Origin of the sequence: Gardnerella sp. KA00255 (genome assembly GCF_049244095.1) — a bacterium.
Taxonomy (GTDB): Bacteria; Actinomycetota; Actinomycetes; order Actinomycetales; family Bifidobacteriaceae; genus Bifidobacterium; species Bifidobacterium vaginale_F.
The window spans coordinates 1,288,397-1,312,783 of sequence record NZ_CP058374.1 but is presented as its reverse complement, the minus strand read 5'-3'; the positions used below and the strand labels follow the sequence as shown (position 1 = coordinate 1,312,783).

Here is a 24,387-nt window from a genome sequence, read left to right as displayed (position 1 = left end):
AGAGAAAAAGAGGAAAAAGAGGAAAAATCATGAGCGAAATAAATAGCAAAAAACTTACTCCACCTAAGCCTCCTATTATGCCAACGGAAGATATCGCTTGCTCTCCAAAAACCAGTCAAGAAGTACTGTGGTATATTGCGCAGAATATTCCACATTTACGAAAATGGATTATTGCAAACACTTCTGCAGACGCAAGATTATTAGAATACATTTCTCAGCAGGGAGGCCCAGACGTAAAGCATAGTTTTAATGTGCTTTTCGAAAGCTACGACTATATGCGTAAAAATATCAAATAATTAGCAAAATAATATGCAAGTCGTCATTTGCAGAAATGGCCTTACTATATACAGAAATGATTTTACTATCTAGAGAAATCGACAGAAATGATCTTGGCCTTACTATCTACATCACCAGTCTTACTATCGACAGCACTAGCCCTACTATCAGCAAAAATATGCGATTCTATTCTTTAATTGAAAGACATTCGGCATAAACTTGTTTACGATTCGCAAAAGATCCATCAATACGAGGATTACTTTCCACAACACGCGAAATAGCATCTTTAAGCCTTATATTTTCTGATTTTGCGCAATCGATGGCAAGCTGAGCAAGCTGCTTAACACTAAGATTTTCAACATTTTCAGAACTTTCAGCCTCTTCCTCACTTACTCCAGAAATAACAAGCACAATTTCGCCGCGCGGAGGATCCTGTAGCACGCCATCCAGGATTTCTCGAACGCTTCCGCGTCGGATTTCTTCATAATCCTTAGTCAGCTCACGGCATAACGCCATAGAGCGATTAGCTCCTATAACCTCACATATATCTTTCATAGATTCTTCAATGCGATGTGGCGCTTCATAAAATACAATAGTTCTGCGCTCGTTACGAATCGAACGCAAATGCTGCTTACGCTCACTGGATTTTCTAGGCAAGAATCCCTCATAGCAAAAACGATCTGTCGGCAAACCCGAAAGCGCCAAAGCATCTAAAACAGCGCTAGGCCCAGGAGCACACGTAACAGGTAATCCACGCTCAATTGCCCTACGTACAATAGCTAAGCCCGGATCATTAATAGTAGGCATACCGGCGTCCGACACAACTAATACGGTAGCGCCTTTTTCAACATCATCAAGTAAGCCATCGGCTTTATTTCGCTCATTATGATCGTGATAAGCAATAACGCGCCCTGAAACACGCACTTCCAAGCGATTCGCCAAATCATACAAGCGACGCGTATCTTCTGCAGCGATAATATCCGCCGTCTCTAAAAGATGCACCAAACGAGAAGAAGCATCGCCCATGTTTCCAATAGGAGTAGCAGCAAGTACAACTTTCCCGCACTTAACATCTTTCAAATCGCTTTGCAAAATATCAGATTCCTCGCCACTCATATAAACTCCCTAAAAATACTTTAAGTCTTTAAGACATTAAGCCCTTAAGCCTTTGAACTCTTTTAAGCCCTTTTAAACTCTTTTAAGCTCTTAAATAACTTAAATCACTTAAATCACTTAAATCACTTAAAAAATCGTATAAAATCCTAAAGCTCATTAAATCTCATTAAAACTCTACACGAATTTAATATAGAACGCACTTAAAAAAGCAAGGTATTTGATTAGAATTATTCTTGAAATAAATAGTGTAACTTTATGAAAAAGAAAGAGATACTATGAAAATTATTGAACATGAAATCAAAGGCGCAGATGATAGCATTGCGCAACTAACGGGATACGTTTTAGACGATAACACAGATACTGACGTAAAGCAGATTCGCCCAGCTATTCTTATACTTCCAGGCGGAGGATTCTTACGCACGTCAAATCGAGAATCTGAGCCAATAGCAATGAAGTTTACAGCAGAAGGATTCCACGCATTCGTTTTACGCTACTCGCTTGTTCCAAGCACTCATCCAACCCAACTTTTAGAAGCAGCTGAAGCGATTAGCATGATTCGTAATAATGCAAAAGAATGGCATGTGGATCCAAAGAAAATTGCTATCATCGGATTCTCAGCTGGCGGACATGTGGCTGCAAATTTGGCTACAAGCGTTAGCGACGATATTGAAGAAGCTCACGGATACGTAGCCGACGAGGTTCGTCCAAATGCACTTATGCTAGCTTACCCTGTTATTTCTGCTGGAAAATACGCGCATAAGCCAACATTCGACCGTCTTTTTGGAGATGTTAGCGAAGAAAAGCGCGAGCAGCTTGTTGAAGATCTTTCATTAGAAAAGCATGTGGATTCCAAGACACCACCTGTTTTCATATGGCAAACTGTTACAGATCAGGTTGTTCCAGTTGAAAATTCAATTATGTTCGTGGATGCTTGCGTTAAAGCAGGAGTAAATGTTGAAGCACACTTGTTCCCGAAGGGTCCGCACGGTTTAGCTTTAGCTGTTAAAGAGACTTCTAAACGCGACGATTCCGGAAATGTGATTCCTGAATTTGTGCAGCCAGAGGTACAGCAGTGGATTGGGCTTGCCTGCGATTGGCTACGCCGCACTTTTGCATAATGCAAAAAGATAAAAACATTCATAAAAAAACGTTTGTAAAAAATAACGTCGCCTGCACACTTTAGATGTGTTGACGACGTTATTTATATTTAAAAGAAAATCACACGATTAATATTTCACACAATTAATATTTCACACGATTTTCGGCATTGGCGTAGTTAACGAAGAAGTGAGATTGACTTGCACAAGTCCAGCGCCAGAATGAACCTCCACTTTCTTCAAAGTTACTGTACGCTCATTGGCAAGCTTATGATCATCATCCGTCATAGTTGCAGGAGATTTTACAGCAACTAAAGCAAGATCATCAAAAACAATCCCAGCTTTATTGCATAAATCCAAAGCTTCAGACAATGAATCCGCAAAACCATCTTTTTCAATTACGCGATCACACGGAACTCCATATGATTCTTCGCATAATAAATCAATGCGATTGCGCAACGACTTGCCTCTACGACTTTCAGGAAGACTTCTTACAGCAGGAATTTCGCTATCAATAGCAGACACGAACCCATCCAGCTGGTCTACTAAAGCATCTCCGCCATCTCTGAACAAGTTTCCGATAATAGGCTTACGGAATTTAAGCAGACTTGCGTAACTAAGCAAATCCGGAATCTGATCATCCTCGCCATCCCACAAATTAATAAGTGGGAACGCAGGAATATGCAATGATTCAAGATGCTCAACATGGAATGGATAACGCCATGCCAAAGTCTTATCATCTCGCCAAGTACTTGCACGAGTAACAACAACTGCAGCAGTTGGCCATTGAGCACCATATTCGCGAGACGCAATGTCAAGCCACTTTTGAGCACCTGCATCAGTGCCGTAACCAGCCTCAACAATAACAATGTCATGCTCAGCACAAGCCATTTCAACGCTTATTAAGCTAGGGATTCCAAGTGAAACATTAGCAAACGGGCCGCAATGAACATAAATAGGAGAACCGTTTACAGTTTCAGTCTTCACAGGCTTTACAGCGTCTGAAAGCATATTGGTAATACGCCACAAATCTACAAAAGAGCCAAAAGTAACAGGATTACCATCTTTCGTACCGGCAATCATAGAAGATACGCGATTAGAAATCTCCTCCATGCTCCTTGAAAGCACTACAATCTGCATAAGTTCGCAAGTTGGAGTTAACACAACACGCTCTGGAACTGTGCCTTTGCCAAAATCAACCGCAATACTTCTCAAGGAACGAGAAGGAACCTCGCTTACACGTGGAACCAAAATTTTATCTAATACGCCCTCGTCAATAGCCTTTTCAGCGAACGAAACTAGCAGATTTTGCGCGCTTGCGATAGCAGCCATTTCTCCGCACAATCCCCAATCAATCAATTCAGGATGCGAAAGAGAAGCCTTACCGCCGCCACTTGCGCCACCCTTAGAACCAGCTGCAGTAATGCCCATACTTGGCTGACGAAGAACAGCAGCTGCATCAATTCCACGCTTGCGTAATGCGTCTACAAGAGCAATCGTAGTAGTTGTTTTACCTTCGCCACGAGAAGCCTTAAGCGGAGTATCCGCCGTAACAAGAATTACTTTGCCGTGTTTACGTGCTTCATCAGGATGCTGGTTGAGATAATCCATAAAACCAAAAGCGTCAATCTTAGAAACTAAACCATAAGAAGTCGTAAACGATTCAAGAATGCTCATATTCCCCACTTTCTTAACAAAACACGCTGATTCATTGAAATATTCATAGTTAATATCACAGAACTTATATCAATATTTCAAAACAGAAACAATATTATACGAATGTGTGGGCCGCTCATAGTAAATGTGTTTAATAACACATTTTGGTGTTATACGTATTTATTTGATCTAGTTATATGCCTTTATTAAATCTAGAAAATATCGCAATTAATGCTGAACTAACAGTGAACCGGCGCTGGCATTGTGCAAAAGTGACGCTGAACTGGCGCAGAACTAACACTGAAGTAACGCGAAATCAACGCGAAACTAAATTTGTAAAAAAACAGGCTTCTAAGGATTATTCCAAAGAAACCTGTTTTTGAAATTAGAAATCTAAAATAACCAGAATAATTTTAAACAATCAAATACCGCCTGCAGCAAAACGCAACATGCAACTAAATGACTATTTATAACAAAAATTCCTATTATGACTTCTTGTTGAATGGCTGGCCATACGGCTTGTTATTTTCCGGCTTACTGTACGGCTCGGTATAAGGCTGGCCATACGGCTGACCCGGACGTTGCTCATAAGGCTGACCATATGGCTGGTCATTTTTCGGCTGGCTATATGGCTCTCTGTATGGCTGACCATATTCAGGCTGATCATATTGCTGTTGACCGTACTGCTGACCATAAGGCTGTTGGCCATAAGGTTGAACAGCTTGTTGTTGTCCGTACTGTGGTCCGTATTGCTGACCATAAGGCTGACCGTACTGCTGGTCATACGGATACGGAATGTAATAAGCCTGTTGACCGTACTGTGGGCCATAAGTATTTTGACCATAGAACTGAGTTTGCTGGCCATAATATTGCTCTTGCTGACCGTAATATTGAGTAGTTTGCTGGCCATAGAACTGCTGTTGTGGCTGAACGTTCTGCTGATTTTGCACCTGAAGCTGATTCTGCGACTGAGCCTGATTCTGAACTTGCGGTTTAGCTTGGCTTTGTGGCTGAGCTTTAGGTTGAATCTGGGCTTGAGGCTGAGCCTGAGCATTCAACGCTTTTGGCTTAGCATTCGTAACCTGCGGCTGTGATGGAACCTGAAGCTGTGCTGGAACCTTAGGCTGATTCTGCGGCTGCGTCTGAGGCTTTTCTTGAGGTTTAGCCTGTACTTGTGACTGAACGTTCTGAGACTGTGGTTGAGCATTCGTTACTTGTGGTTTGGCCTCAGCTTTAGGCGACTCTTCCGCCTTCAACTCTTCAACCTGAGGCTTAGGCTCCTCAAACTTAGGCTCTTCAACCTTCAACTCTTCAGCCTGATAATCCTCAGCAAATTCAAACTTAGGCTCTTCAAACTTAGGTTCCTCAGTAAATTGAGGCTTAGGTTCCTCTTTAATATCATCCTCAGGTTCCTCAGTAATATCTAACTTTGGAACATAATCACTCGTAGACTTAGGCTCATATGCAGGTTCTACTTTAGATTCCTCAACGATATCACTCTCAGGTTCTTCACTAATATCTAACTTTGGAACATAATCACTCGTAGACTTAGAATCCTCAGCAAATTCAACCTTAGGTTCCTCAAACTTAGGTTCCTCAAACACATCGTTTTGCTTATATGCCTCAAAATTGGTGCCAAAATTATTCTCTGATTGAATATCAGCAAGCTTTGGAGCGCTTATATTCGAAACCGGAGTATAAACAGCATCCGCTGTGCTTCTATTAGTATTTGAATCCTCGAAATTAAAGCTCTTATTTGAAGAATTCTCTAATTGTTCACTTTCTGAAACCAATTTACTTAATGTATTTGCAGAATCATTTTCTGCTCTTACATTAGAAAAATTATTATTCACAGGAGATTTATATTCCTCAAACGCATTATTTTCACGAGCGCGATTGCCGTTATTAAATTGAACGTTATTATACTGCGGATAATTATTTTGAGGCTGCGCCTGATTCTGATTCTGCGTCTGATTATATTGAGGCTGGTTTTGAGCCTGCATGCGACCATACTGAGGTTGATTTTGGGTCTGCGGCTGAGTATTCTGCTGAGCCTGATTCTGAGGCTGCTGCTGATATTGAGGTCTCGCCTGAGCCTGAACATTCTGCTGATTTTGGCGATAAGAATTAGCCTGTGGCTGTGACTGATTCTGAGCCTGCGGCTGTGGCTGAGACTGAGAATTAGCCTGTGCATAATTCTGCGGCTGACCTTGCGAACGAACCTGCTCATTAGGCTTATTCATTGAGCGCTGAGCAAATTGAGGCTGATTCTGAGCTTGATTATATTGAGACTGAGCCTGATTCTGCGTGCGGCCATACTGAGTCTGATTTTGAGCCTGCTGATTAGTCTGAAGCTGCGGCTGATTCTGCGGTTTAGCATACTGAGACTGAGCATTCTGCTGGTTTTGAGCATTCTGCTGAGCATTAGTTTGCTGCTGAGCCTGCCCATTAGCCTGTGCATAATTCTGAGGCTGACCATATTGAGAAACTGACTGAGCCGGCTGCCTATATTGAGATTGCGTCTGAGGCTGAACGTTAGTTTGACGCTGTGCCTGAGGGCGATAATTAGACTGAGGCTGATTCTGCGGCTGATTTTGAGATTGGAAATTAGCTTGTTGATAAGGCTGATTCTGAAGTTGATTGCTATTGTTGCTTACATTATCCTGAGCATTAGCCTGGGAATTATTAGCCTGCTCTTTATCTTTGGAATTAAACCAGCCACTAAATATGCCCTTTTTCTTACCGTTAGTCTGACCATCAGCCTGTCCATTAGCCTGAACAGCAGCCTGACCATTATTAGTCTGAACAGCAGGTCGACCATTGCTAAATTGACCATTATTAAATTGACCGCCATTAAATTGGCCACCGTTATTAAATTGGCCATTATTGTTAAATTGACCGCCATTAGACTGGCTATTAACACGTTGATTATTATTCTGCGTACGATTATCCTGCGTACTATTATTCTGCGTACGATTATTCGGAGTACGGTTATTTTGCTGGCTAAAACTGTTTACAGTAGCTGCCTCAAGTTTGTTACCACATTCACGGCAAAAATTAGCAACGTCCTTGTTCTCTGCTTTACAACGGCTACAAATCTTCATCTTTTCTCCTTGCAACAAACTCATTACATTTAGAGCAATCAAACATTCTCTAAAATATTGATTATAAGTTTAAGCCATCACAGCAATATCAACCCGTAAAAATCAATTTTTTTATAAAAAATAATAAAGGTAAAGCCTAAATCGCAAAACCTAAACTACGAGAAGCAGACACAGGAACAGCTTCATCCGACCAATAATCCTCAAGATTTTCATCCGTAGTCAACGAACGAATTTCCGCACGATCTATATACAATTCACCACGCAAATGATCTGTTTCATGTTGGAAAATACGTGCAGGCCAACCATGAAGCTTCATAGAATGCTGCTTACTATCTTCATCCTGCCAAGTCGCTTGAATATCAAGCCAACGCTGACGAACTGCCTGATAACCAGAAAAACTTAAGCAACCCTCATAGAAACTACGAGTTTGCGTACCAATAGGCTCGTAGTGCGGATTGATAATCGCGCGGAATGGAAGTTCTGCAATATCACGAGGATCATCTTCATCATCGCGCACATGATCTTCAATTACAGCGATAGCAAGACCCAAGCCAATCTGAGGAGCAGCTAAACCGACTCCTGGAGCTGCAAGCATCGTGCTATGCATAAGAGAAATAAGCTTATCTAACGTAACTCTGGTAAGCTGACCATCGTACTCGACTGCGCGAGAACGCAAAACAGGCTCTCCCGCTTGAACGATAGGCAATATTCCATCACTTGTTGCGGAATCCAATAGATGCTCAACAGCGCGGCTTAGCTTAGTATCGACACTTGCGTGATGCGTAAACATAGGACTCCTTTAAAATTGCAAGAATAATAACTTGTTCAAAAAATCATTGTTATGTGCATCTCGTGAACATAACACTAAGTTCTTAAGTATACCAAAATTATTTACGCCTTGCCATATGCCAACACGATTGTGGACGCTAGAAAAATGCATGAGCTATTTAACTATCGCTAGTTAGCTCGGCAGGTCGTCAGCGTACACCAACCACAATCAAATTCCCAATGAACAACCACACAGCTCTGCCATGCCTTCGTCAATCGAGACGAAGGCAGGTCGGAGCGCTAGCGCGTTATGTGGAACAGTGAGTAGAATTGCGGATAGTGTGTGACGCGCTAGTATGCGATGTTGTTTGCTTGCGCGCAAGGTGAAGCGATTTTTGTGAAAGAGGCTTTATTATGCCAAGAATGTTTGGTACTGACGGCGTGCGTGGATTGGCAAACCGTGATTTAACAGCACAACTTGCGTTAGATTTGGGTGACGCTGCAGTGCGAGTTTTAGGAAAGACATCTTCAGAATGCAACGTTGCTCAAGATTCTTTTGTAAGTTGCAAAGATAATTCTTCCGATACTTCTGTTCATGCACGTAGACGCGCTTTAGTCGGCAGAGATACTCGCGTCTCCGGCGATTTCTTAGCTTCTGCTCTTGCTGCTGGTATGAGCGCTGGCGGTTTTGATGTTATTGACGCAGGAATCATCCCAACTCCTGGCGTTGCATTCTTAACTTCTGTACTAAACGTTGAAATGGGTGCTGTGATTTCCGCATCGCATAACCCTATGCCAGATAACGGTATTAAATTCTTCGCGCGAGGCGGTTTCAAGCTTCCAGATAGCAAAGAGGACGAAATTGAAGCTGTGCTTGGTCAGGATTGGGAGCGTCCTACTGGCGCTGGAGTTGGTCGCATAAGCCACGATACCGTTACCGCTACTAATCTTTATATTGATCATTTAGTTTCAGCTGTCGCTCCTTTAAGCAATGGTTCTACTACGCGCCCAAAGCCACTTGCTGGTTTACGCGTTGTGGCAGATTGCGCAAATGGTGCCACTTCTGTTGTTGCTCCTGAAGCTCTACGTAGAGCTGGCGCTGAAGTAATCGTAATTAATGCGTCTCCTGATGGCTACAACATTAACGATCACGCCGGCTCAACGCATCCTGAACAGTTGCAGGCTATGGTTAAAGCTTCAAAGGCTGATTTAGGCGTTGCTTTCGATGGCGATGCTGATCGTTGCCTGGCTGTTGACGAGAATGGCAATATGGTTAATGGCGATCAAATTATGGGTATTCTTGCTCGCTCTAAGAAAGCTGAAGGTAAGCTTAATCACGACACTCTCGTAGTTACAGTTATGAGCAATCTTGGATTAAAACTTGCGCTTAAAGATATGGGCATTGCAACCGTGCAAACAAATGTTGGCGACCGTTATGTTCTTGAAGAAATGCTTAAGCACGACTATTCACTCGGCGGAGAACAGTCTGGTCATGTGATTAATCGCGAATTTGCCACTACTGGCGACGGTACACTTACTGCTTTGACTTTGTGCCGCGAGGTTGTGCGTGAAGGCAAGAAGCTTTCTCAAATGGCAGCAGATTTCCCGCAGCTTCCTCAAGCTCTTGTAAACGTACCAAATGTAGATAAGATGGCTTCCAAAACTAACGCTGCTGTTCTTGAAGCTGTTGAAAAAGAAGAAAAACTGCTGGGAGATACTGGTCGTGTGCTTCTTCGTCCTAGCGGTACAGAACCTCTTGTGCGCGTTATGTGCGAGGCTGCTACGCAGAAGCAAGCAGATGAAATATGCGCTAGGTTAGCACAAGTAGTTATAGATAATTTGAAGCTGTAAATGCTTAAGATTTGTGAACCTTTAGGTTTTGTAAATAATTTTATTTACAAAGTACGCTTTGCTACTAGTTAGGCAGAGATTTAAGATTTTTCGCAGCGAATAGGACTTGACTTCAAGTAAACAAAATCAAGAACACTTCCCCGATTTTGTTTACTTACACGCACTCTAAGTCCACAAAATCAGGAACACTCCCCCGAATTTGTTTACTTATCTGGTACGTAAGTAAACAAAACCAAGAACAGGATGCCAGTGAGGGATGGGTGTTGCTTGGTCTAGTATGCTTTGCTACCAGCTAGGCATAGATTTGAGATTTTTCGCCCAGAGCGAAATGAACCTCAGCACGAAGTGGTGATTCATTGAGCGAAGAAGAAAAATCGAAAAATCTCGGTGATTAGCCGAAGATTAAAAGACTAAACATGCCAAGAGCTGTCGAAGTTTCTCTTAGAGCAATGTAAAAATTTTGCGATGAGAGAAACTCCGACAGCTCAGCAACATCAGCATGGACCTTAAACCGCAGCGCACAATGCTGCTTCAAGCTCAGTCAAAGCGAGCGCACGAATTTAGCGCAAGGAAGCGTTGTAATGCTGCACCTTAAGCGTACGGCGAGAAGAATCGAGCTTGCCGAGCACCATGCGGCGCAAAGCTTGATCCGCATCCTTATGCTCATCAAGCCAGAACTGTCCGCGCTCAACTAACTCGTCTACATCCGCATAATTTGGATACAAGCCTTCAATCAAAGCTTCAGCCATGTGGAATGTGCGATTCTTCCAAATCCACTCAACTTCAGCAAAATAGCGCTCAACATAAGGCTTAACCAAATCGCCCTTAGCGGTGCTTGCAAAGCCAGCAACCACAGCACCCATTTGCATATTAGTCAAATCGAGATTGCGCAAAGCCTGTTCAAAAGCCCAATCCTTAGCTTCTGCAGTTGAACGAGCCGCACGAGCTTGGTAAGCGTATTCACGATTCTCGGTAGTATCGCGCTTAGCGAGTTCCGCGTCAATTCCAGCTTCGTCCAAAGCGTTCACGCCTGCGAGCGCAATAAGAATGCTCCAGCGCAAGTCGTTGTCAATTTCCAAGCCTTCTAAGCGCACGGAACCATCAAGTAATCCGTTAGCTACGCGCAAGAACTCAGCATCTCCAACTTCGCCATATCCAAGATAAGCCTTAACGAGCTGGAATTGCTCGTCGGAACCTGCAGAAGCTGCCAAAGCTAACTGCCAGAGTTCGTGAGCAACATGCTTTGCGACTTCTGCTTGACGCTCTGGAACAACGTAGTGGCTTGCAGTTACCTTTACTTGACCAAGAGCATAGCGGAAAGTAGTTGATTCGCGCTCGGTTGCCAAAGCTTTAAGGCTGAGTTCCACGAAGCGTTCTGCTGGGAATTCTGCGTCGCGAGTCATATCCCACAATGCGAGCCAAATAAGCGAGCGAGTCAAAGAATCCTTGAAACGATACAAGTTTTCTGCAGCAAATTCAAGCGACTTTTCGTCGAAACGTAACTTTGTGTAAGTCAAATCGTCGTCGTTTACGAGAATAAGCGCTGGCATTTTTTCGCCGCGCGCTTCAACAACTTCCGTCACTTCGCCGTCTACGTCAAGTTCGATTCGCTTTGTGCGCTTAATTTCTCCAGTTGCTTCATCTACATTGTAGAATCCAACAGCCAAACGGTGTGCACGAAGAACAGGATGCTCAGCTGGTGCGCTCTGGCGCAAACGCAAGGAAGCAATAGTGCCGTCAGCTGCTTCTTCGACTTCGGTAGAAATCGTGTTAATTCCAGCCTTTTCAAGCCATTGCGCACTCCAAGACTTAAGATCGCGTCCGCTTGTAAGCTCTAACTCGTGTAACAAATCAGCCAAAGTTGCGTTGCTGTATGCATGCTTGCTCAAGTAATTGTGAATTCCTTCAAAGAACTTTTCGCGACCAACGTAAGCTACGAGCTGCTTCAAAACAGAAGCGCCCTTTGCATAAGTGATGCCGTCGAAGTTGACGGAAGTGTCGTTCAAATCGTTGATTGGAGCCACGATTGGGTGCGTTGTTGGAAGCTGATCTTGATTAAGCGCCCAGCTTTTTTCGCCGGAATTGAAAGTGCTCCAAGCGTCGTGCCATTCGGTTGCTTCAGCGGTTGCAAGAGTAGAAGTGAATTCTGCGAAGGATTCGTTAAGCCACAAGTCGTTCCACCACTTCATAGTTACGTAGTCGCCGAACCACATGTGCGCAAGCTCGTGCAAAACTGTTACAACGCGGCGCTCAGCGTAAGCGTCCGTAACTTTGGATTCAAACACGTACTGGTCTCGAATGGTAACCATACCAATGTTTTCCATAGCTCCAGCGTTGTATTCTGGAACGTAAATCTGATCGTACTTTGCGTACGGATATGGCACTCCCCAAGTCTTAGCGTAGAAAGCAAAGCCCTTCTTCGTAATATCGAACAAGTAGTCAACGTCTTTTGCAAAAGCGTCTTTAAGTGCCTGACGGCAGTACATTGCCATTGGCACTACGCGACCGTCTTCGTTGTTGTAAGACGTGTGCCATTCGGCGTAAGGTCCTGCGCAAATAGCAGTTAAGTAAGAGCTCATTTTTGGAGTTGACTCGAATACCCAGCGCTTCATGCCTTCTACAGCACCATTTTCCAAAGTGCCGTCTTCTGTCTTGCGTCCTTCAATCGCGGTTTCGCTTTTAACTGGCATGTTTGAAGTAACAATCCAGCTTTCTGGAGCGTCTACCGTAAAGTCAAAAACAGCTTTCAAATCTGGCTGATCAAACACAGCATAAACGCGGCGAGCATCCGGCACTTCGAACTGAGTATACAAATACACGTTTCCGTCAGAAGGATCAACGCTTCTATGCAAGCCCTCGCCCGTGTTGGAATACTGGCAGTTCGCTACAACTTCTACGGTATTATGCTCGAGCAAATTTGCGAGCTCAATTCGGCTATCTGCAAAAACTTTAGAAACGTCAAGAGCGGTACCGTTTAACACTACGGATTCTACACTGTTTGCAATCAAATCAAGGAAGCTTGTTTCACCAGCTTTAGCGTCGAACTCAATCTTCGTGCGCGAAGTAAAATCGCGTCCGCCTTTTCCTAAATCAAGCGCAACATCGTAGTGAATTGGCATTTGAATTGCGCTAAAACGTTCCGCAGCTTCTACGCGAGTAAGATTTGCTCCTGGCATATTTTGTACCTTTCGTATTTTTCCTAATTATTTTCCTAATTATTTTTCCTAATTATTTCTTTTAATAATTTTCTAATAAATTCTTTAAATAAATCAGTGATCGGAACGATTAAAACCATTCTTCATACGCATGCTAGTGATGTACAGCACTGTGTCAAGCAAAGAATCGGTTTCTTTCTTCAACTTTGCTGCCATATCGTCGTTTGCTTCAGCCAAAGCTTCGCGCACTTTGTCGTTACGAAGCTCTGCAATAATAGCTTCAGGATCGCGAACTAAATCATCGTAATCTTCGCCCTCATCACCTTCACGCTCTGGCTCGTAATCTCTCAAATTAACGCCAAGAAGACCTGCCACGATAGCATCCGTAGACTTAACCATCGCGTGACCAAGGGAACCAACAACTTCCTGGTAGCGCTCAATCGCATTTGCAGTGTCGTTAAAAGCAGCATCCGCAAGAGCTGCGATAATGCGATTCTCCCAATAGAAGTTTTCGCTTGTTACGCGAGTAGTAGTATCTTCCAAATACTTTGGAGTGCGATTTACGTTCGGATAGAACGGCACAAGCGCATTAAACGGGTTAGAGCCGTATGCCATCCACTGAATCGCGCGGAACGCTTCCGGCACGTAAGGGCGGATTTGCATTACAGCCAATTGACTTTGACGATTGATGCCGATTGGACGGAAAAGATGACGAGTATGCTCATCACCAAGCTTGCCGTAAGGATCATACTCAGTGCCCTGATAGTGAGAGCTTAAAACGTACTTAATATCCTCAACTGTAACTTTGCGCTCAGGCTGGCGAGCCCAAGGAATATCGTTGCTATCTGGCTTATGATCCGCGTCTTTACCATCCCACACTTCGTCATAAGGATTCAAGAAACGCTCCATAAACCATGCGCGAGGAGTGTTGTACACGTGATCAGCATCTGAATGAGAGCCGAAAGCGTCGCGAGGGTTAAACGGAGAAGCGTTTTCCACCGACAAATCCAAGTGGTTTTCTTCAATAAACTCAAGCAAATCGGCCGAGCACATATGCTCTTCTTGGTCTCCCAAAGCGTCTTCCAAATCGAACTCGTCGATTCCAAGCTGGTTTGGCATAACAACATAAGCTTCATCTGGTACGCGCTTAGCAATCCAATGATGGCCACCAACGGTTTCCATCCACCAAATCTCGTTTACGTCAGAGAACGCAACACCGTTCATCTCGTAAGTGCCGTACTTTTCAAGCAATGCACCCAAACGCTCAACACCTTCGCGAGCGCTACGAATATAAGGCAAAACAAGCGTTAAGAAGTCTTCTTCGCCAATTCCACCAGGAACTTCTGGCTTATAATCAGCGTCGCCTTCCTTACCTTGCGCTTTTTGAAGCTCAACCATTGGATCTGCACCTAACACGCGCTCGTTGGACGTAAGCGTTTCAGTTGCGCTCATTGCAACGTTTGCTTCGTTAACGCCAGCTTCTCCCCAAATTCCTTCGCGCAAGTCTGCGTTTGGCACGCTTGTGTATTGCATTGGATTATCCGGCAACTCAACTGTTACGTGGCTAAGCACGGACTTATAAACGCGAGGCTGATCTTCAGGCTTTACTACCACTAAACGCTTTGGATTAAACTCGCCATTTGCTGAGTCTTCATTGCGCGCAATGAGCGTGGATCCGTCGTAACTTGCTTTTCGACCAACAAGAATTGTTGTGCATGCCATATTTGCATCCCCTGTTTTTAGATTTTATATTTTATTTTTATATTTATTACTGTTTGATTCTAACGCTTAGGCGTTAATTGAGATCATAATTAGTTACAGCAATTATTGATTGTGCGCATAATTTATTGCGATCATAATTTATTGAACTAATACTTGCATTCAGGCTTTACCAGTAAGGAACATTCCGCCAGCGTCTACACCTGAAGTTACGTTTCTCACTTCGCGCAATAATTCATTCATATAGAATCCCGGCTTAAGATTTGGCAAAGGCTTTTCTGTGCCAAAAACTTCAAACATGTATTCGTGATCTTTATCAGGAGGCTGAGGGCCATTGTAACGCATAGTAATTGCTGGATCAGCGCAACCAATAAATCTGCTTGCTTGCGAGTTACGTCCTTGAAGCGCTTCTGGAATCATAGAAGTCATTGTGCGAGAAAAATCTTCCGGTATTTGCAAAGCATGAGAATCGTTAAAATCAAACATTAACGCTTCAACAGGCACGTTTGCGGCAGTCCAGTGAATCCACTCAAAACCGCATACTGGTATTGCGTCGTCGTCAACAAAACGCCAATGCAAATAATGCACGAAAGATGGCATATTATCAACGTAAAACGGGAAAGAAACTACCGGCACTCCACTGATCTTATTCTGCTCCGGCGCAGCTTTAGAATAATCATCCGGAATGGTAGTGAAATCTGTAGAAATATTCATACTTTAAGTATCTACTATCTCAATGACGAAGTGCAAAGAACTAGATCATCACTGTTTACGCGAATCAAGCGCATGCCACGCATTCTCAGCAGCAGCCAATTGTGCTTTACGCTTACTTGAACCAGTACCCTCACCAAGAAACTCATCGCCATCAGCATGCGCTAATACCGCGCGAGCTTCGAAAACAGGCGCAAAATCAGGACCCGAAACAGCCATGCGATATTCTGGATCAGGCAATCCCATATCGTGCGCTTTAACTGTAAGAGAAGTTTTCCAATCTAATGCAGGACCTTCTGTTAGAACTTCAGCTAGAGTATCATCAATCAATCTATGAACTACTACTCTCGCTTCATCAATTCCATGCTCAACAAAAGTAGCTCCAATTAAAGCTTCAACGATATCGCATAAAATCGAATCTTTATCGCTACCGCCTTGTTCCATTTCACCGCGGCCAAGCAAAATATACGGACCAACATGCAATTTTTCACGAGCTACAGCCGAAAGAGCCCACTCAGAAACAGCTTTAGCACGCAACTTTGCTAACTGACCTTCAGTCATATCTGGATGCTTAGTGAAAAGAGTTTCCGTAGAAACTAATTCAAGTACAGCATCACCTAAAAACTCTAAACGCTCATAATTTCGCGTACCAGGATGCTCATGAGAAAACGATCTATGCGTTAAAGCTTCGATTAACAAATCTGGTGAAATAGTAGTGCCCAACGCGTTTAAAAGTTCTTGCGAAGGATTCACTTGACTTGCATCATTGTCGTAATGAATTACACCAATATCTTGCTTTTTAGCTTCAGATTGATGTTGATTTCCCATATTTCACTACCCCAATACTCATAAAAGCAATACAAACGCTATAAATACTATAAATTCTATGAATCCTATAAGTAAAAATAAAGCGTTATACGAATCATAAATAACTATAAAGAAAAACCCCACCACCCGTCGATGGCAGGGTTTTCATAAATACAACCTACTTGGTGGTGTGTGCTGAGCGAATAGCTTCGCTGTATACACGACCGCGGAAGTTACCGCAGGATGGGCAAGCCATGTGTGGGAATGCCTCAGAACCACAGTTCGGGCAAGTCACAGTCTGCACGGCAGACGCCTTCCAATTAGCGCGACGCGAATGCGTATTAGCACGCGAGGTCTTATACTTAGGCAGTGCCATAATCTTTCCTCTATTTCGTTCGAACGATTGAGCTTAAGCGTTCTGTATATTACAACATGCGCCATACATTCTGCTAAATCTCACTGCTAAATCTGGCTATTAAACACATATTTAGCTCAGATTTAACTCAGCTTTTGCAAGATTTGACTCATCTCTGTTCAGATTTAGTTCAGCTTTGGCTAGATTTGCTCAGCTTTTCTTTAAGACCTTCTAACGCAGCAAAACGAATATCCGTAATATCGTGATGATGATCAGGATGCTCGTTCAAATTTTCTCCGCATTGTGGGCATAATCCCAAACAATCCGGTTCGCACAAAGGCTGCAAAGGCAATTCGCTTACCATAGTATCGCGAATCAAAGCTTCGATATCAGCAAAATCTCCGCCAGCAACTAGAGGATAAACGCAGCCGGAATCATCGTTGTCATCCCATATTTCTGAATCATCTTCAGAATCAGATTTATCCGCGTACTTTCCATTAGCTTTTACTTTAGAATTACGCTGAGAAGCCTGCGATCGTTGATCATCCTTATATGGGAAAAATACACATACGTCGACTTTCCAATCGCGGCGCAATGGCATTAAGCAACGCGTGCATTCAGCGTGAACAGGAGCTGTAATACTCCCCTGAAACATAAGTCCGTCCACGACAGAATCGAAATCGCCTTTTACTTGTACGTCACTTCCAGGTTTTACACCAATAACACTATCCCCTATACCCTCAGGAGCCGGAAACGCGCGGTCAATATGCATACTGTGACCAGCGCGAGCACCCATTTGCGCAACAGGTATAGCCCACAAAGATTTAGATGGATGAGATGTCATTAGTTATTCCTTTCTCCATATCCGTATTCATCTTCATCATCAAGATGAGCTTGAGCACTAATGCCGTCTTGAATGTGAGTAGCAGCGCGACGGCGTTCTTCCAAAACGCGCTGTCCTGCTTGCACATCCTGCTCAAGCTTGTCTAACTGCTGCTTCAAGCCTTCCATAACAGTTACACAGTATTGATCTGCTCCATGAGTAAGCTTATCCGACTTTGCTTGTGCTGCTTCCAAAATATTTGCAGCCTTACGACGAGCGAGAGCAGTAACGTTTTCTTGACCAGCCAAATATTGAGCACGATCTTCAGCGTCTGAAACAATCTGAGCTGCCTGAGATTTAGCGGTTGCAACAATAGAACTTGCTTGTGTTTGAGCAGTACGCAAACGACGCTCAGCTTCACGCATTAAAGCTGAAGCGCGCTCCAATTGCACAGGCAACATGTCTTTTAATCGCGAAAGATGATCTTCAAAATCTTCACGACTAATTTTCACCATATCAGCAGAAAATAGAACGCCCTTAGCCTCTGAAAGATTCGACTCCATTACGTCAATAATGTCGTAAACAGTAGTGAACTCAGCTCTGCTCTGCGAACGAGCTTTATCGCTCACATTTGCATTACTATTGCTGGAACTGTAGGAATCGTGCGAATCTTCGCCTTCAAAATCCATAGCTCCACCGTCATCGCGCTCACGCAAATCAGGCATAGGGAACAACGGCTTAATAGAAGAATCAGCAGAGTCGGCAGAATCACTATTTCGTTTAGAGCCTGCACTATTTTTATTTGCATCTTCAGCATTATTAGAAGAATCTTCACTGCTATTAGATTTGAGTGAAGCAATAGCGTCTGTTTCAGAATCGTCCGGCTCTACTACAGGATTCAATGGGAGCTTATCTGCACGAACGTCAGCTCGAACATCTCGCTCCATAGTATCGTCTTCTGCAAAATCATCATTTGCTGCATTAGCAACATTTTCATCTTCAGTCATCATTGTCTGCTCTCCAGTCTGTTCTCCTCAAAATTTTTCTCTGCAAGCAGTTTATGTAATAAGGGTATTACATTATCTGGAACCATGCCAGTTACATCACCACCGTGACGCGCAACATCCTTTACAACCGAACTGGAAACATGTTCCAAAATCGGATCTGCTGGAAGAAACATAGTTTCAATACCAGCAAGTTTTCGATTAACAAGTGCCATGCCAAGTTCTGCCTCATAGTCACCGTTCTGACGCAAACCTTTAACAATTACTGTAGCACCAACTTTCTTGCAATAATCGGTAACAAGCCCAGTAGTTGACGAAACTACTAACTTTCCGCCATTGCAACAATATTTCGCGTCACTTACAGCATCGCTAATAATTTGAACTCGCTCTTTCTCCGTAAACATAGGCATTTTAGCGGAATTAACTGCAACAAGCACATGAACTTCATCAAAAAGCTTGGTACAACGTTGTATCACATCTAAATGACCGGCTGTAACTGGGTCATAAGAGCCTGGGCACACTGCTATAGTCATATGTTTAGATTAGCACCGACCATGTCACTAATTTACATTTGCGAATATATCTACTTTTAAAATACAATTCTCACCAAAATTAGCACAAAAATTAGCGTCAAAATTCGCACCAAAATTTTAGCAAACAGACTACAGACAAACTTCTATCAAAACTTCTACAATTATTAATCTTCAGAACGCGGAATACAAATAGAACACAATAGCGCTAAAACAAGCAATATTGCTCCAACCACCATAGAAGACATATAACTTGAAGAAGAAGGAACTAGCTTAATAACACTTTTCGCTGCAGCAACAGAAGCAGAAGAAGCAGCAGAAGGAGCGTGAGCAGCGGAAGAAGAAATAGCAGAAGGATTAACGTTAAAAACTCCCATAACAGCATAAATAACAGCGAAACTTAATCCAGCTCCAAGATTAAACGCTCCAGCATTCATGCCAGGCAAATATCCAGGATTATCTTTAGGCGATAAAACAATTCCCAATCCGTTTAGCATAATATTTACAACGCCTGCATAACTTATACCTATAAAAACAGATAAAAGAACCAAAGTAAGAATATCAGGGTTTTTCATAACAAATATTCCTAACAATAATCCTATTATGCTTACTAAAATACCAGTTCTTAAAACAAGCCTATATCCATATTTTGCAGCTAGAACTCCCGCCCATGGCCCAAACAAGAAGCCAACAAGTGCATAAGGCGTAAGAGTTACGAAAGGAACAATAGCTTCCGGCAAACCTATACCACAGAAATTATCTTGAGCAAATTTCAAAACAACGCCATTCATGATTGCAAAAACGCCTGTCATCGTAAATAACGTAGTGCTCAATAAACCCCACGTACGACGCTGCTTCATATAGCGAGTTGAAACCATAGGATTTTTAACATGCTTTTCAATTTGCCAAAAAATTACGAAGAACACTAAAGCCACTATTGCAAGCGCAAGTATAAGTATCCAGCTAGCATTCGAAAGTTTTTGCGATTCGTCAATAGCCATATACGCAGATAAGAACGCGATTCCTAAAGTAACAACACCCCACCAATCCATATTTATATCGTCTGCAACTTTAGATTCTTCTGCGTTATACATAACTAAAAACACTGCTAACAGTGAAACAACAGTCATAATAACGAAAATAGAACGAAAACCGCAAATACTAGAAAGCCAGCCGCCAACTAAAGCATCAATCCCAGCTAAGCCTCCATTAATTGAAGTTAGAATCGCCATAAGCTTTGCGTAATGCTTATTATCTTTAATGCGCTCGCGAAGCATAATAAGACACAAAGGCATCATAGGCCCGGATGTTCCTTGCATAACGCGACCTATAGATAGCAAAGTGACATTAGGAGATAAAGCAGATATAACACTTCCTGCAACAGTTGCAGTAAGCATGCCTAGCAAAACTTTTTTTCTACCAATATGATCCGCAAGCCTAGGCAAGAATAATGAGAATAATGCCGCAGCTACGAAAAACACAGTTTGCATTAATCCGACTTGCACTTGTGAAATATGTAATTCAGACTCCATCGAAGCAAGAGCCGGAGAAAGCATAGAAATATTTAATTGAAAAGAGAAAATTGACACAAATAATGCAAGCATTAATGCAAAAATAGGATGCTTACTACCTAGCGCACGAGTATTAACGAAAGATTTGCCGTCAGTATTTATATCAGGATTTTCTCTGACAGATTTATTCGCGCCCGTATCACGCACGCTCGTGAATCTTTTCCATGTAGGACAATACTAAATCAGCATCTAAGGATTCATGAACAGCTTCCATAGACTCGGTATTCAACACAGCCGCAGCAACAGCAAATCTACTCGACTTCTTATCGTCAAAGCCAGCATAACGCGCATAAATCAGTGCAGCAGTAGCAGTATCACTAGAACCATTGTCGTTGCCAACAGCTTTAACACCGCCGCGACCGCCATCGCGAGCAACTATCATACGCTGAACATGCTTTACAGACACAGGATAGAACACAATGTCTTCTGAATTGCCATAAACAACACCCTCGCGTCCAGCATTCACAAACACGTGTTTAACTCCACGCTTCAGCAATACTGCAGCGCAGCGAGCAGCAGAACGTCCATCAACAGCAACAATACCAGTAAGAGCTTGAGATTCCGCAGTGTCAAGCACCAGAGTATCTACGCGATTAAGTCTAGAAAGTACGCGCGGAGCTTTTGCGTCAGTAATGGCGCGCACAATAATTGGGCGATTATAGTGATCACACACCCATTCCAAGGATTTTTGCGGAATATTGGTATCCATAATAACCATGTCGGAATTCTCAATAATAGAGTATCTTTCACGCAAAAAATCAGGAGTCATATGATTATAAATACTCATATCATCAAGAGCTAGCAAACGTTGACCTGAAGCGTCACCAACATACATATAAGATGCAGTCATTAAATCAGGCAATTGCTTTGAATAACCAATATCCAATCCATTAGCGGAAGCATCTATTTTAAAAAGCTCTCCATTATGATCTCCGCCATAAACAGAAACCATACTTGTGCGAATATTCAATTTTTCAAGAGCGACAGCTATATTTCGTCCAACACCACCAAGCATGTAACGAACACGTGCCTCGTTAGACGTGTAATCCATTAAATCACCGCGAGCAACTCCAAGCACATCCATGCTAATGCCGCCAATTACTGTGACATAGCTAGGCGGAGTAACGATATACCCTTTTCCACGCAAATAACCTTTACGTATTAAATTAGAAATATGCGCTGCTACACCGGAACGCGTAATACCAGCAAGACTTGCAAGTTCCTGCTGACTAATCATTGGATTTTGCTGAATCCATGCTAAAATTTGTTGCTCTCTCTCAGTCATCATTGCCTCGTCTCTATACGATTACAACTAGAACTAATAATCACTACTTTCTAGGATATTCACAATACTCAAATCGCACAATAATTAAATCGTAAAAATATCAATTACTAATAATTGATCCTCCTCGAGTGAAATCTAATACCGCTCCGCGCAAAGACGTCATTTTATTAAAATCAGATTCGTCTGAAATCAACTTATACGCTTCCTCACGAGCAGAAGCAATAACAGAAGCATCCTGAACTACTCTTAACAATTTAAGACTTGATTTTCCGCCAGATTGTTTATCTCCAAGAACATCTCCAACATTGCGCAATTTCAAATCCTCTTGAGCTATAACAGCTCCATCACGCGATTTTTCAACTACTTGTAAGCGTTTTTCAGCTACGCTTCCTTCTTGAGCGCATGAAACAAGAAAAGCCCAGGATTGTAAGTTAGCGCGGCCAATTCTGCCTCTTAATTGGTGTAATTGCGCTAATCCAAAACGATCTGCATCAAAAATCACCATGCAACTAGCAGTAGGAACATCAACTCCGACTTCAATAACAGTAGTAGAAACCAATATTGGCGATTCTCCAGAAATAAATTGACGCATTATTTCTTTCTTCTCATCGTCAGTATTTCTACCTGTAAGTTGAACTAAAGAAATATTATTAAATTGCGGAAGCGCAGATAGCCTTTGAAGAATATTGGTAACCGTGTGAAGTTTGCGAGGCTGATTATTTTCTTCGCTTACAGGGACACCAATTGAGCCACCACTTGTGCCAGCAATCGAGCCAGCAATCACAGAGCCGCCATTCGTAGATTCTTCGCTTACAGATCCTTCAGATGAATTTTCGTAATAGTCCCCAGAATATCCTTCAACGAAACTTTCATTGCTAATAATCACATCATCAAAAGCATCGTTATCATCTGCAATATTATGCGAATTCTTAGCTCCACTAGCATTAGCATCTAAATCTAACTCTTCATCTTCAATATGCGGGCAAACTATATAAGCTCGCTCACCGGCATCAATTCTCTTTCGAATATGCGAAAACATAGCTGCCATAGTGCGAGAATCATGTTCTTGAACAATAAAAGTACGAACAGGTTTTCTGGAAGCAGGCAATTGCATTAAATAAGATACGTCTAAATCTCCAAACCAAGTCATAGCAGCAGAGCGCGGAATAGGAGTTGCAGTCATAACCAATAAATGCGGAACCGTAGAATTTCCACCGAAAGAACGCATCAGAGAATTGCGCTGCTCAACGCCAAATCTATGTTGCTCATCTATAACAACTAAAGCTAAATTAGTAGGATTAAAACTTGAAGAAAACGCTGCATGCGTTGCAACTATTATTGCAGGCTCCCCGCTTGCAACACTGGCCAAAGCTTTACGGCGCTCACTAAGTTTCATGCCACCTGTAACAACAACAAGTTTTACAGAAAGATTCGCGCGAGAAATCATATTTCGCAAATTATCAGCATGCTGCAAAGCTAAAACGTGCGTAGGGGCAACCAAAACAGCCTGTTTCCCAGACCCAACAGCTTGAAGCATAGCGCTCACAGCAACCACTGTTTTACCAGATCCAACTTCTCCCTGTAAAAGTCTTCTCATAGGCTTATTACATGCCATATCTTCAAGAATTTCACCAATAACTTCATTCTGGCCCTGAGTAAGTTCGAAAGGCAAAGAGTCTACAAAAGTTTTACGAATATCATCACACTTACAACTTTGAGCAATACAAGATGAATCAGAATTCCTTGCAGACAATATCGCAACTTGTGAAACTAACGCTTCTTCATATCTTAAAGTAGCTAAAGCTTTTTTAAAATCATCCGTAGATTGCGGATTATGGATTTTTCCAAACGCTTCACTTCTATGCAGCAAATTATGCGAAGCGCGAACTGACTCGGGGATAATATCCGAAATGTCTTCTTCAAGAGCATTAAGAGAGGCAATAATAGTATCGTGAATATGCTCGCTAGATATACGAGAATTAGCGTGATAAATAGGCATAGGCGAGCTTAACTTTTTAAGACAATCTTCAACGCTATTCTTCTGTTCCGCACCTTGAAGTAAGTCATGATTGGCGCCAGTAATGCGATTAGAATTATCAACGTTATGCGTATCGCCTAAATTGCTAGAATCATTTACTTGTAAAACATCGGGATGCGTAAATTGCAATCTGTTATTAAATTCGCTAGCAGTTCCTGAAATAACAATTTTTGATCCACTTTTAAACTTATTTAACATCCAATCAACGTATTGTTTTTTCTTAGAAAAATAAACTAAAGTTGCGCTACACAAAACATCGTCAACCACGTTTACTTCTAATCTAAAACCTCTACGCACGTTCATTGGTATAACGGAAACCGAATTTACGCATGCCACGAAAACAGCAGAATCACCGTAACGAATATCACGTAAACGCATAATTCTCATAGGTTCTGTAACGCGAAAAGGATAGTAGGTAAGAGCATCCTTAATACTTACTATCCCTAACGATTTCAGTGCTGATACTCTACGCTTGTTGCTTATTATTGAAGCAAGTGACGTTTCAAGCGTTACAGACATGC

General features: G+C 42.5%; 18 protein-coding genes. 3 read left to right on the top strand and 15 right to left on the bottom strand.

From position 1 onward, the window contains the following. Window positions 1-29: 29 nt before the first annotated feature. On the top strand, window positions 30-296 hold the full coding sequence (locus tag HXT51_RS05260; RefSeq protein ID WP_421776345.1) for a hypothetical protein: 267 nt from the start codon (window positions 30-32) through the stop codon (window positions 294-296). Between the two features lie 166 nt (window positions 297-462). On the opposite strand, the gene rsmI is transcribed toward HXT51_RS05260, so the two are convergent. Next, complete coding sequence (gene rsmI / locus HXT51_RS05255; RefSeq protein ID WP_421776344.1) at window positions 463-1,392, bottom strand: 16S rRNA (cytidine(1402)-2'-O)-methyltransferase; 930 nt, start codon at window positions 1,390-1,392, stop codon at window positions 463-465. Window positions 1,393-1,667: 275 nt separating this feature from the next. On the opposite strand from rsmI, the gene HXT51_RS05250 reads away from it, so the two are divergent. Next, window positions 1,668-2,510, top strand: coding sequence for an alpha/beta hydrolase (locus tag HXT51_RS05250; RefSeq protein ID WP_103085032.1), 843 nt, complete (start codon window positions 1,668-1,670; stop codon window positions 2,508-2,510). Between the two features lie 132 nt (window positions 2,511-2,642). On the opposite strand, the gene HXT51_RS05245 is transcribed toward HXT51_RS05250, so the two are convergent. From HXT51_RS05245 to HXT51_RS05235, 3 genes are all read right to left on the bottom strand, one after another. Then, window positions 2,643-4,166 carry a formate--tetrahydrofolate ligase gene (locus tag HXT51_RS05245; RefSeq protein ID WP_421776343.1) on the bottom strand — a complete coding sequence of 508 codons (1,524 nt, stop codon included), beginning with the start codon at window positions 4,164-4,166 and terminating at the stop codon, window positions 2,643-2,645. 464 nt (window positions 4,167-4,630) lie between these two features. After that, on the bottom strand, window positions 4,631-7,249 hold the full coding sequence (locus HXT51_RS05240) for a hypothetical protein (RefSeq protein ID WP_421776342.1): 2,619 nt from the start codon (window positions 7,247-7,249) through the stop codon (window positions 4,631-4,633). Window positions 7,250-7,385: 136 nt separating this feature from the next. Continuing rightward, window positions 7,386-8,039 (bottom strand): peptide deformylase, encoded by a 654-nt coding sequence (locus HXT51_RS05235; RefSeq protein ID WP_103085030.1) that lies wholly within the window; start codon window positions 8,037-8,039, stop codon window positions 7,386-7,388. 392 nt (window positions 8,040-8,431) lie between these two features. On the opposite strand from HXT51_RS05235, the gene glmM reads away from it, so the two are divergent. Beyond that, on the top strand, window positions 8,432-9,868 hold the full coding sequence (glmM, locus tag HXT51_RS05230; protein WP_103085029.1) for a phosphoglucosamine mutase: 1,437 nt from the start codon (window positions 8,432-8,434) through the stop codon (window positions 9,866-9,868). A 560-nt stretch (window positions 9,869-10,428) separates the two neighbouring features. Here the strand turns inward: glmM and pepN are convergent. The 11 genes from pepN to HXT51_RS05175 all read right to left on the bottom strand — a co-directional run bounded on the left by pepN (window position 10,429) and on the right by HXT51_RS05175 (window position 24,385). Beyond that, window positions 10,429-13,044, bottom strand: a complete 2,616-nt coding sequence (pepN, locus tag HXT51_RS05225) for an aminopeptidase N (RefSeq protein WP_421776341.1) — start codon at window positions 13,042-13,044, stop codon at window positions 10,429-10,431. Window positions 13,045-13,137: 93 nt separating this feature from the next. Next, entirely contained in the window at window positions 13,138-14,745 is a 1,608-nt protein-coding gene (locus HXT51_RS05220; protein ID WP_421776340.1) for a C69 family dipeptidase, read from the bottom strand. 159 nt (window positions 14,746-14,904) lie between these two features. Further along, a complete protein-coding gene (locus tag HXT51_RS05215; RefSeq protein ID WP_415706378.1) occupies window positions 14,905-15,456 on the bottom strand; it encodes a YbhB/YbcL family Raf kinase inhibitor-like protein in 552 nt (183 codons plus the stop codon). A 48-nt stretch (window positions 15,457-15,504) separates the two neighbouring features. After that, a complete protein-coding gene (gene rnc, locus HXT51_RS05210; protein WP_415706379.1) occupies window positions 15,505-16,281 on the bottom strand; it encodes a ribonuclease III in 777 nt (258 codons plus the stop codon). 157 nt (window positions 16,282-16,438) lie between these two features. Further along, a complete protein-coding gene (gene rpmF, locus HXT51_RS05205; protein ID WP_103085024.1) occupies window positions 16,439-16,636 on the bottom strand; it encodes a 50S ribosomal protein L32 in 198 nt (65 codons plus the stop codon). A 169-nt stretch (window positions 16,637-16,805) separates the two neighbouring features. Further along, entirely contained in the window at window positions 16,806-17,459 is a 654-nt protein-coding gene (locus tag HXT51_RS05200; RefSeq protein WP_421776339.1) for a YceD family protein, read from the bottom strand. Continuing rightward, a complete protein-coding gene (locus HXT51_RS05195; RefSeq protein ID WP_421776826.1) occupies window positions 17,459-18,445 on the bottom strand; it encodes a hypothetical protein in 987 nt (328 codons plus the stop codon). The genes HXT51_RS05200 and HXT51_RS05195 overlap by 1 nt, the downstream gene beginning before the upstream one ends. Next, entirely contained in the window at window positions 18,445-18,975 is a 531-nt protein-coding gene (gene coaD / locus HXT51_RS05190) for a pantetheine-phosphate adenylyltransferase (RefSeq protein WP_421776338.1), read from the bottom strand. The genes HXT51_RS05195 and coaD overlap by 1 nt, the downstream gene beginning before the upstream one ends. A gap of 164 nt (window positions 18,976-19,139) precedes the next feature. Then, window positions 19,140-20,576 (bottom strand): MFS transporter, encoded by a 1,437-nt coding sequence (locus HXT51_RS05185; RefSeq protein WP_421776825.1) that lies wholly within the window; start codon window positions 20,574-20,576, stop codon window positions 19,140-19,142. Between the two features lie 106 nt (window positions 20,577-20,682). Beyond that, window positions 20,683-21,828 (bottom strand): PfkB family carbohydrate kinase, encoded by a 1,146-nt coding sequence (locus tag HXT51_RS05180; protein ID WP_103085021.1) that lies wholly within the window; start codon window positions 21,826-21,828, stop codon window positions 20,683-20,685. A 100-nt stretch (window positions 21,829-21,928) separates the two neighbouring features. Continuing rightward, window positions 21,929-24,385: an ATP-dependent DNA helicase RecG gene (locus tag HXT51_RS05175; RefSeq protein WP_421776337.1), complete on the bottom strand. Its 2,457-nt coding sequence runs from the start codon at window positions 24,383-24,385 to the stop codon at window positions 21,929-21,931. Between the last annotated feature and the right edge of the window lie 2 nt (window positions 24,386-24,387).

Excerpts from the sequence above, each read along its gene's own strand:
- HXT51_RS05200 (WP_421776339.1), bottom strand. The coding sequence starts at position 17,459 with ATGACATCTCATCCATCTAAATCTTTGTGGGCTATACCTGTTGCGCAA.
- pepN (WP_421776341.1), bottom strand. The coding sequence starts at position 13,044 with ATGCCAGGAGCAAATCTTACTCGCGTAGAAGCTGCGGAACGTTTTAGC.
- HXT51_RS05235 (WP_103085030.1), bottom strand. The coding sequence starts at position 8,039 with ATGTTTACGCATCACGCAAGTGTCGATACTAAGCTAAGCCGCGCTGTT.
- HXT51_RS05175 (WP_421776337.1), bottom strand. The coding sequence starts at position 24,385 with ATGTCTGTAACGCTTGAAACGTCACTTGCTTCAATAATAAGCAACAAG.
- HXT51_RS05240 (WP_421776342.1), bottom strand. The coding sequence starts at position 7,249 with ATGAAGATTTGTAGCCGTTGTAAAGCAGAGAACAAGGACGTTGCTAAT.
- HXT51_RS05195 (WP_421776826.1), bottom strand. The coding sequence starts at position 18,445 with ATGACTGAAGATGAAAATGTTGCTAATGCAGCAAATGATGATTTTGCA.
- HXT51_RS05220 (WP_421776340.1), bottom strand. The coding sequence starts at position 14,745 with ATGGCATGCACAACAATTCTTGTTGGTCGAAAAGCAAGTTACGACGGA.
- coaD (WP_421776338.1), bottom strand. The coding sequence starts at position 18,975 with ATGACTATAGCAGTGTGCCCAGGCTCTTATGACCCAGTTACAGCCGGT.
- HXT51_RS05185 (WP_421776825.1), bottom strand. The coding sequence starts at position 20,576 with ATGCTTGCATTATTTGTGTCAATTTTCTCTTTTCAATTAAATATTTCT.
- rpmF (WP_103085024.1), bottom strand. The coding sequence starts at position 16,636 with ATGGCACTGCCTAAGTATAAGACCTCGCGTGCTAATACGCATTCGCGT.
- HXT51_RS05260 (WP_421776345.1), top strand. The coding sequence starts at position 30 with ATGAGCGAAATAAATAGCAAAAAACTTACTCCACCTAAGCCTCCTATT.
- HXT51_RS05250 (WP_103085032.1), top strand. The coding sequence starts at position 1,668 with ATGAAAATTATTGAACATGAAATCAAAGGCGCAGATGATAGCATTGCG.
- glmM (WP_103085029.1), top strand. The coding sequence starts at position 8,432 with ATGCCAAGAATGTTTGGTACTGACGGCGTGCGTGGATTGGCAAACCGT.
- HXT51_RS05180 (WP_103085021.1), bottom strand. The coding sequence starts at position 21,828 with ATGACTGAGAGAGAGCAACAAATTTTAGCATGGATTCAGCAAAATCCA.
- rsmI (WP_421776344.1), bottom strand. The coding sequence starts at position 1,392 with ATGAGTGGCGAGGAATCTGATATTTTGCAAAGCGATTTGAAAGATGTT.
- rnc (WP_415706379.1), bottom strand. The coding sequence starts at position 16,281 with ATGGGAAATCAACATCAATCTGAAGCTAAAAAGCAAGATATTGGTGTA.
- HXT51_RS05215 (WP_415706378.1), bottom strand. The coding sequence starts at position 15,456 with ATGAATATTTCTACAGATTTCACTACCATTCCGGATGATTATTCTAAA.
- HXT51_RS05245 (WP_421776343.1), bottom strand. The coding sequence starts at position 4,166 with ATGAGCATTCTTGAATCGTTTACGACTTCTTATGGTTTAGTTTCTAAG.